Source organism: Trebonia sp., from assembly GCF_049794275.1.
Lineage (GTDB): Bacteria > Actinomycetota > Actinomycetes > Streptosporangiales > Streptosporangiaceae > Trebonia.
The window spans coordinates 1-7,889 of sequence record NZ_JBARCR010000605.1 but is presented as its reverse complement, the minus strand read 5'-3'; the positions used below and the strand labels follow the sequence as shown (position 1 = coordinate 7,889).

At 69.3% G+C, this 7,889-nt stretch carries 11 protein-coding genes; 4 read left to right on the top strand and 7 right to left on the bottom strand.

The window, feature by feature from the left end:
* Window positions 1-101: 101 nt before the first annotated feature.
* From WA805_RS16350 to WA805_RS16335, 4 genes are read right to left on the bottom strand one after another with little or no spacing between them, the layout of a single operon-like run.
* Complete coding sequence (locus WA805_RS16350; RefSeq protein WP_425242759.1) at window positions 102-818, bottom strand: 2OG-Fe(II) oxygenase; 717 nt, start codon at window positions 816-818, stop codon at window positions 102-104.
* Complete coding sequence (locus tag WA805_RS16345) at window positions 815-1,411, bottom strand: methylated-DNA--[protein]-cysteine S-methyltransferase (RefSeq protein WP_422286444.1); 597 nt, start codon at window positions 1,409-1,411, stop codon at window positions 815-817. The genes WA805_RS16350 and WA805_RS16345 overlap by 4 nt, the downstream gene beginning before the upstream one ends.
* Complete coding sequence (locus tag WA805_RS16340) at window positions 1,408-1,905, bottom strand: RNA polymerase sigma factor (protein WP_422286442.1); 498 nt, start codon at window positions 1,903-1,905, stop codon at window positions 1,408-1,410. The genes WA805_RS16345 and WA805_RS16340 overlap by 4 nt, the downstream gene beginning before the upstream one ends.
* A gap of 58 nt (window positions 1,906-1,963) precedes the next feature.
* Window positions 1,964-2,638, bottom strand: a complete 675-nt coding sequence (locus WA805_RS16335) for an O-methyltransferase (RefSeq protein ID WP_422270726.1) — start codon at window positions 2,636-2,638, stop codon at window positions 1,964-1,966.
* Window positions 2,639-2,821: 183 nt separating this feature from the next.
* Between WA805_RS16335 and WA805_RS16330 the strand changes: the two genes are divergently transcribed.
* The 3 genes from WA805_RS16330 to WA805_RS16320 all read left to right on the top strand — a co-directional run bounded on the left by WA805_RS16330 (window position 2,822) and on the right by WA805_RS16320 (window position 5,657).
* Window positions 2,822-3,418, top strand: a complete 597-nt coding sequence (locus WA805_RS16330; RefSeq protein ID WP_422270724.1) for a TetR/AcrR family transcriptional regulator — start codon at window positions 2,822-2,824, stop codon at window positions 3,416-3,418.
* A gap of 129 nt (window positions 3,419-3,547) precedes the next feature.
* Complete coding sequence (locus tag WA805_RS16325) at window positions 3,548-4,957, top strand: DHA2 family efflux MFS transporter permease subunit (RefSeq protein ID WP_425242758.1); 1,410 nt, start codon at window positions 3,548-3,550, stop codon at window positions 4,955-4,957.
* 64 nt (window positions 4,958-5,021) lie between these two features.
* Window positions 5,022-5,657: a TetR/AcrR family transcriptional regulator gene (locus tag WA805_RS16320; protein WP_422280997.1), complete on the top strand. Its 636-nt coding sequence runs from the start codon at window positions 5,022-5,024 to the stop codon at window positions 5,655-5,657.
* A gap of 39 nt (window positions 5,658-5,696) precedes the next feature.
* Here the strand turns inward: WA805_RS16320 and WA805_RS16315 are convergent, their stop codons facing one another.
* Both WA805_RS16315 and WA805_RS16310 read right to left on the bottom strand, forming a co-directional pair.
* The gene (locus tag WA805_RS16315) at window positions 5,697-6,275 is read right to left on the bottom strand and encodes a mismatch-specific DNA-glycosylase (RefSeq protein WP_422280995.1); all 579 of its coding nucleotides are present in this window, start codon (window positions 6,273-6,275) and stop codon (window positions 5,697-5,699) included.
* Window positions 6,276-6,360: 85 nt separating this feature from the next.
* Window positions 6,361-6,912 (bottom strand): TetR/AcrR family transcriptional regulator, encoded by a 552-nt coding sequence (locus WA805_RS16310; protein WP_425242757.1) that lies wholly within the window; start codon window positions 6,910-6,912, stop codon window positions 6,361-6,363.
* A gap of 191 nt (window positions 6,913-7,103) precedes the next feature.
* On the opposite strand from WA805_RS16310, the gene WA805_RS16305 reads away from it, so the two are divergent.
* Window positions 7,104-7,502 carry a VOC family protein gene (locus tag WA805_RS16305; protein WP_422325204.1) on the top strand — a complete coding sequence of 133 codons (399 nt, stop codon included), beginning with the start codon at window positions 7,104-7,106 and terminating at the stop codon, window positions 7,500-7,502.
* A gap of 173 nt (window positions 7,503-7,675) precedes the next feature.
* Here WA805_RS16305 and WA805_RS16300 read toward each other — a convergent pair.
* On the bottom strand, window positions 7,676-7,889 hold a 214-nt coding region (locus WA805_RS16300), incomplete at its 5' end, for a hypothetical protein (protein WP_425242756.1).

The window sequence follows — 7,889 nt, the reverse complement described above, 5'->3', positions numbered from 1 at the left end:
CTGGCCCTTCGACGCCGACTGGTAGGGCTTGCCGCCGGCGCCGAGCAGCCGGTAGGTCTTCTCGCCGCTGCCGCTGCCGCTGCCGCCGCTGCCGCCGCCGTTCACGCCGCGTCGTGGAAGACAAGGCCGAGCGTGTGCCGTCGGCCCGACCTGATCGCGGACACGCCGTGGCGCACCGGGGCAGCGGACCAGCCGCGCGCCGAGCGGACGGGCCTGTCCCTGGTCGTGAACACGTATCCGTGACCGTGCGGCAGCAGCGTGGCGGTGCCGCGGGACTGGGCGCGCGGGCGCTGCTCGAGGAGCAGGAACTCGCCTCCGGTGTGATCGGCCCCCGGCTCGTTCAGGTTGATGACGACCTGCAGCGGGAAGACCAGATCGCCGTACAGGTCACGGTGCAGGGCGTTCCAGTCGCCCTGGCCGTAGCGCAGCAGGATGGCCGTCGGCTTCACCTGCCCGGCCTCGTGGCACATCCGCAGCCACTCGTCCAGCGTGTCCGGCCACGGAGCGGGACGGCCGAGCCTGGCGTGCCAGTCGCGGGCGATCGGCAGCAGCCGGGGGTAGAGCGCCTGCTTGAGACGCTCCACCGGCTCCGGGTACGGGGCCTTGAAGTACCGGTACTCGCCCTCGCCGAACCGGTGGCGGCCCATGTTGATCGTGGCGCGGAAGTGCCCGTCGTTCTCGTACAGGTCGCGGATCTGTTCGGTTTCCCGGGCCGTGAGCAGTTCCGGCAGCAGCGCGCCACCGTATTCGTTGACCTCGGCGGTGATGGCGGCCCAGTCGCCAGCGTCCACCCGCCGCTTCCACGGGTCCGCGCTCATGCTGCCTCCAGGCTCAGGAGCGTGGTCTTTGCGGCGGTGCCGCCGGCGTAGCCGCCGGGCGTGCCGTCGCTGCGGAGCACCCGGTGGCAGGGCAGCACGACCGGCAGCGGGTTGGTGGCACAGGCCGTGCCGACCGCCCGTACCGCCTTCGGGTTGCCGACGAGTTCGGCGACCTGCCGGTAACTGCGCGTCTGCCCGTAGCCGATGGACGGCAGTTGCTGCTGCACCAGCAGCCGGAATCCCCTGGACAGGGACAGGTCCAGCGGAAGGTCGAAGCCGCGGCGCTGCCCTTGGAAGTATTCCTCTAGTTCCCGTGCCGCCATGTCCAGCCGCTTCGGTGCCCGCAGCACGCGCGGGCTGACCTGCCGCGCCAGGGTGTCGAGCACGCGGTCGTGGTCCTCGATGGCATAGGCCACCCGCACCAGGCCCTTTGGCGTCGCCGCCAGCAGCAGCGGGCCGACAGGCGAGTCGACGGTGGTGAAGGCGACGTCCAGCAGTCCCTCGGCGTCGGCCGCCAGCCCGAGCTGGTGCCTGAGCCTCGATAGCGTGCCGGGATCGGCCGCGGACCCGAAGTCGTCGGTAGAGATGTTCACGATGGCGCTCCTTCCTTCGTCGCGCCTGGATAGTTTTTCCGCAGGTTCTTGATGCCATCGGCCGCGGCCCTGCGCGCCGCGTCGGTGGTGCCGCCGAGGATCTCCGCGATCTCGGCGTAGGCCAGGCCCGCCACGTAGTGGTAGGCCACCGCCTGGCGTTGCTTCTCCGGCAGCGCCCCGACCGCGTGCCACAGGTCACCGTCTCGGTCGCCTGGCACGCCGAGCGTGGTCGGCGCCTCGGGCACGTCCCCGACCGGCGCGGGCTGCCGCTTGCGGGCGCGGAGCACGTCAATGGCCTTGCGATGCGCGATCGTGACCAGCCATGCCTCGGCGTTGGCATCGTCAGGCAAGTCCGGGTAAGCGCGCATCGCCGCCAGGAAGGTCTCCGACCACGCGTCCTCGGCGTCATGGACGCCGAGGACGACCCGGCATACCCGCAGCACTGTCCCGCCGTGCTGCTCCACGACCTGCTCGAACGGCTGCTTCATCACCATGCCCTTCCTCACCGGGAAGACGCCCCCAGCATGCCGAACGTGAGATGCGGCCGGCGAGTTAGCCGGTGCGCATCGAGAGCTCGACGTCTTCGGCGAACGGCACCGAGGTGTACCCGTCGGCGGCGGACCGGACGCGTCGCAGGTAGTCCGGGCTCCGGTCGGCGTTGTCGGCAACGATGAGCGCGCCGGGCTTCAGGTGTTCTTCGAGGAGCGCTAGGACGGGCGGGTAGAGACCCTTGGCGCCGTCGAGCAGCACGAGGTCGATCCGGCCGGGCAGGTCGCGGGCGAGGGTCTGCAGCGCGTCCCCCTCCCGCAGCTCGATGAGATCGGCCAGTCCGCCTGCGGTGAAGTTCTCCCGTGCCCGCGCGGCCTTGGATGGCTCGAACTCGGTGGTGATGATCCGCCCGCCGCCGTTGTCCCTGAGCCCGGCCGCGAGATGCAGGGTGGATATTCCGAAGGAGGTGCCGAACTCGACGATCGAGCGCGCGCCGGCGGCGCGCACGAGCATGTACAGCAGCCTGGCGGTGTCGCGTGAGACGGCCAGGTAGTCCTCCCTCGCCAGACCGTAGAACGTGCGGTAGTCGGCCTCGTCCGTGCTTGCGCTCAGCCGGCGGCGCTCCTCCGGCGTGAGCTGCGCGAGGGCGGCTCTCACCTGAGGCGAGGCCGGTGCTTCCGCCTCGGCGAACATGCGGTCCAGCAGCGGGGCGAGCGGTGCGGTGGTGAGTGTTGTCATGGTGGCGTCAGGCTCCCGTGTCAGTTGTCAGCGTAGGTCCGCCCAGGATGTCCTCGACCAGGGTCGGCCAACTGCTTCCTCATGGTCACCACTGTAGACGCAACGGTGCGTCTTGACAAGACGCACCGTTGCGTCTCTCATGGATGTGACGAGACGCCGCGTTGCGCTACGATAGGCGCCGAGATGTCAGCAGAGACACGCCCTGCCAAGGGACGCGCTCCGCACCGGCGGGACGAGAATGCGCGCCTCGCGGTGCTGCACGCCGCCGATGACCTGCTCGTCGAGCGCGGCTTCGGCGGCGTCACGATCGAGGGGATCGCCGCACGCGCCGGCGTCGCCAAGCAGACGATCTACCGCTGGTGGCCCTCCAAGGTCGACGTGCTGCTCGACACCCTGGTCGACGACGCGAGCCGCCAGCTGGTCGTCCCGGACACGGGCTCGGCGATCGATGACACGCGCCGCTACCTACGGGTCCTCGCGCGGTTCCTGACCAGGGAGCCGGCCGGGAAGGTGCTGCTCGCCCTGCTCGGCGAGGCTCAGCACGACGCCGAGATGGCCGGTGTCTTTCACCACCGCTACCTCGACCCCCAGCGCGAGCGGGAGCGGGAGATGCTCAAGCGCGGGATTGCCGCCGGGCAACTGCCGGCGGCGCTCGATGTCGATGCCGCCCTCGACGCGCTGAGCGGCCCGATCGTCTACCGCGCGCTGACGGGAGCGCCGATCCCGCGGAGCTTCGTCGACGGGCTGGTCGCCGACATCCTGGACCGGCACCGCGCCTAGCGTCGCAGGGTGAACCCTGATCCGCGCGCCCGCCTCGTTCCACATAAGAAACCAATGAGTATCTTGACTTCATCAGTCTTTGCAATATAAGATCCTCATTGGTATCTAATTGAGTTCCGGGAGGCCGCGATGGCCAACACCACGGTAGAACGCACGGACGGCGCGGCGACGCTTACCCCGCAGGTCCGGAACGTTTTGCTGGCGCTGATCGTCGGGGGGATCGCGGCGATCCTGGACTCGACGATGGTCACCATCGCGCTGCACACGCTGGCGGTCAGCCTGCACTCCACGTACGGCGCGATCCAGTGGGTCACGACCGGCTACCTGCTGGCGATGGCGGTCGCGATTCCGGTGACCGGATGGGCGGAGAGCCGGTGGGGCGGCAGGCGCGTCTGGATGGCCGCGCTGGTGCTCTTCGTCGCCGGATCGGCCCTGTGCGCGCTGGCCTGGAGTGACGCCAGCCTGATCGGCTTCCGGGTCCTGCAGGGCTTTGCCGCCGGCCTGATCTTCCCGCTGATGCAGACTCTGGCCGTCAGGGCCGCGGGCGGGCGCGCCAGCAGCAACCTGATCGCCGCGGTCAGCCTGCCGCTGGCACTCGGGCCGATCCTCGGCCCGGTGATCGGCGGGGTGATCCTCAACTGGCTGAGCTGGCGCTGGCTGTTCCTGGTCAACGTGCCCGTGATCGCGGCCGGTCTGGTGCTCGCCTGGCGGCTGCTGCCCGCCGACCGCCCGGACCGCGGTGCCGAGCGGGCGCGCCTGGACGTGACCGGGCTCGTCCTGCTCGCGCCGGCGCTGGCCGGGATCCTGCTCGGCCTCTCGAACCTCTCAGAAGACGGCGGGATCGGCCGCGCAGGCGTGCTCGTTCCGCTGCTGGCCGGGATCGCGCTGCTCGGCGCCTTCATTGCCTGGGCCGCGCGGCCCGGTGACCGGCATCCGGTCGTGGACGTGCGGCTGCTGCGGCTGCGCTCACTCGGTACCGCCTCCGCGGTCTTGTTCACTGCTGGCGCAGCCATGTACGCCGGCCTGTTCCTGCTTCCGCTCTACTACCAGCAGCTGCACGGCGAGACCGTGCTGTACGCCGGGCTGCTGCTCATCCCCCAGGGCGTTGGCTCGCTGGCCGCCCGCTTCGTGGTCGGCAAGCTCGTCGCCCGGCTCGGCGCCCGCCTGGTCACGATCGCCAGCTTCCTGGTAGCAGCCGGCGCCACTGTGCCGTTCGCGCTGGCCGGCGCGCACACCAGCCTGTGGCTGCTCGGCGCCGCGCTCCTGATCCGCGGCTTCGGGATCGGTGCCGTGCTCATCCCGCCGTTGTCGGTCGCCTACCAGGACATCCCGGTAGCCGGCATCCCCCACGCCACCATGAACACTCGCATCGCCCAGCAGGTCGGCACCTCCTTCGGCATCGCGATCGTTGCCGTCGCCCTCCAGTCCGGCCTCGCGCACGGTGCCGCCAGTGCCTTTCAGGGCGCGTTCTGGTGGGCGATCGGCATCACGGTCGCGGCACTCATCCCCGCCCTCGCCCTCCCCGCCGCCCGCGACTGACACCGAGCCGCTTCCGACGACAGGCGATTTCCGCCAAGGTACCCAGCGCAGAGAGAATACGGCTGTGGGCAAGAACCCGGACGACTACAACGAGCGGGCCGGCAGCGCGCAGACCCGCCGCCGCGGCGCCGAGCTCGAGCAAGCGATCCTCGACGCCGCATGGGAGCAGCTGATCGCCGAGGGCTACGAGCACTTCACCATCGACACCGTCGCCGCCCGCGCCCGGACCAGCAAACCCGTGCTCTACCGCCGCTGGAAGACCCGCGACGACCTGCTGCGCGCCACCGTCCGCCACATTGGCGCTGCCAGTGCGCCTTCCATTCCCGACACCGGCACCCTCCGCGGCGACCTTCTCGCGCTGCTCGCCAACGCCAACAGCACCACCCGCAACCCCGTAGCTGCGCTGGTAAGCAGCATGCTCGGCAGCTATTACAACCAGACCGGCCCCACCCCGGCCGAGCTCCGCGAGGCCTTCCTGAGTCAGCGCGGCTCTGCTGTCGAACAGGTCGTCAACCGTGCCGTCGAGCGCGGCGAGGTCGACCAGGCCCGACTCACCCCCCGGATCATCGCTCTCCCCTTTGACCTGTTCCGCAACGAAATGATGATGACGCTCAAGCCCGTCCCCGACCACGTCCTGCGCCAGATCGTCGACGACATCTTCATCCCGCTCGTCACCACGCAACGCGCGCAGTGGGCGTGACCGAGCGGCCGCGGCCGCGGCGGATCTGACCCGCCCGTGTTAATCGGGCCGGAGATCGAGCCCGGCGGCGATGCCGACCGCGCGATAGGCGGCCGACAGGTCGGCGAGCGAGGAGTGAGCGTTGAGGCCGCTCGGGTTGGGCACGACCCAGAGCTGTGTTCCGGCGAATAGTCCGGGCTGCCGGCCTGTGCTGGCTTTCGGCATGGTGAAGGCGGTGCGGTACGCGGTGATCCCCAGAATGGCGACTACTTGCGGCCTGACTCGCTTGACGGTTGTGAGCAGGTCCCGGGCGCCGGCGCGGAGTTCTGCCGTGCTCAGCTCGGCGGCCCGCGCGGTTGCCCTTGAGACCAGGGCGGTGATGCCGATCCCGCGGTCCGTAAGGTACTCACGGTCGCCGGGCGCGAATCCGGCGGAGGCATCGATGAGCCGGTCAGTGATGCCTGCCTTGAACAGGGCGGGGTAAAAGCGGTTGCCGCGCCGCGGGAAGGGCGCCTGTACCGCTACTGCCGACAGGCCGGGGTTGACGCCGACGAAGAGTAGCCGCGTGTGCGGCCCGAGCAGGTCCGGTAGCGTCTCGCCGCGGAATCGGCCCGGTTCGGCGTGGCCGGGCGTCGTCATGCGACCCCGCGGTACACGTCATGTTCCGAGATGGCCGGTGCCGAGTCGGCCTCGGCCAGGTGGAACGGTCGGGGGTAGCGTTCGATCAGCTCGTTGACGTCCACGTGTCTCCCAGTCGGCACCCGGCCAGAACGCTCTGGATTATCAAGTCGAGGAAGTTCTCATCGATCGGCTCACGTGAAAACCACCGGCGGAAGTAAAGCGGCCCCCGCAGCGCGGCCGCTATCGCGCTTAGATCAGCGTCTGCGGAGATCTCACCACGGTGAACCGCTCTTTCCAAAGCCGCTCGCAGCGGGGCCGCGTGCCAGCGCTGGAGCCTGCCGTGAACCTCCGCGATCTTCGGGTCGCGCTCTGCCGCATCGACAATCGACGGTGTGATCGACGACCATCGCGCCGTGAACAGCAGTTCTGCGAGTTCGGTCAAGATGGCCTTCGCGTCGCCCTCGATGGAGCCAGTATCCGGCGGATCTTCGTCACCATCGGTCATCTGCAGACATGTGTCGATGATGAGCGCGGTGCGGTTCGGCCAGTGCCGGTAGATGGTGGTCTTGGCGACACCTGAGCGCTTCGAAACGTCGTCAATGGTCAGCCCGCCCAGGCCGGTCTCGGTCATCAAGTCCAGCGCCGCCGCCAGCACGCGCTCACGCGAGGCAGCGACGCGAGGATCCAGAGTCCTCCGCTGGCTCGGCGCTGAGGCCTCATCCGCACCTGCCTTGTTTGCCATCGCCCAATCATCTCCGGAGCTCCAAAGTTCCGCTACGCTACGGTAGCGTAGCAGAAATACGCTGTGGTTCCGAGGCAACACGCCAACCTGGAAGGTAGTGACCGATGGACTTCGTCTCAGTCCGCATCATCACCGACAACCTTGACCCTATGGTCGAGTTCTACGAGAAGGTAACCGAGACCACCGCCGATCGGCCCGCGCCGGTGTTCGCCGAGTTCCACTACCCGACCTGCACTCTCGCCCTCGGGCACACCAGCACGGCGCGGCTATTCAACAACGCGGCCCGTCCGGCGGCCAACGAAACCGCCATCATCGAGTGGATGGTCGACGACGTCGACGCCGAGTACGACCGGCTCAAGCCGATCGTCAGCAACTGGGAGCAGGAGCCCACCCTGATGCCCTGGGGAAACAAGTCGATCCTCTTCCGAGACCCGGACGGCAACCTCGTCAACCTGTTCACGCCCACCACCGAGGACGCTATCAAGCGGTTCCGCAGACAGTAGCCGTGGTGGCAGGTCCGTGGCGGCCATCCGGGTCGGCCTCTTGCCTCTGACGTGGCATTTCAAGGGACACGGTCGACGCCGGCGAGCCAGAGATTCAAGCCGTTCCGCGGACGTGCCGGGCGCCGTCGGCGGTGGGTGGAGGACCTTCGATCCCCGTCATACCCGCCGCGGCGTCAGCGACGGCGGCGGCCGCGGAACCCTGCCGACAGCGCTGCCGCGCTCCGGCCTGTCGCGGCAGCGGCCGTGACGACTTCCGGGCGGGTGGCAGGCAGCGTAACCAGAGGGGCGCGCTCGCCGGCGATCGAGCGCAGCAGCGCCGATCCGGGAGTGACGGCGGCGGTCAGCGGAACGACCGCTGCCTTCCGCATCAGGTCGCGGACAGCAGCT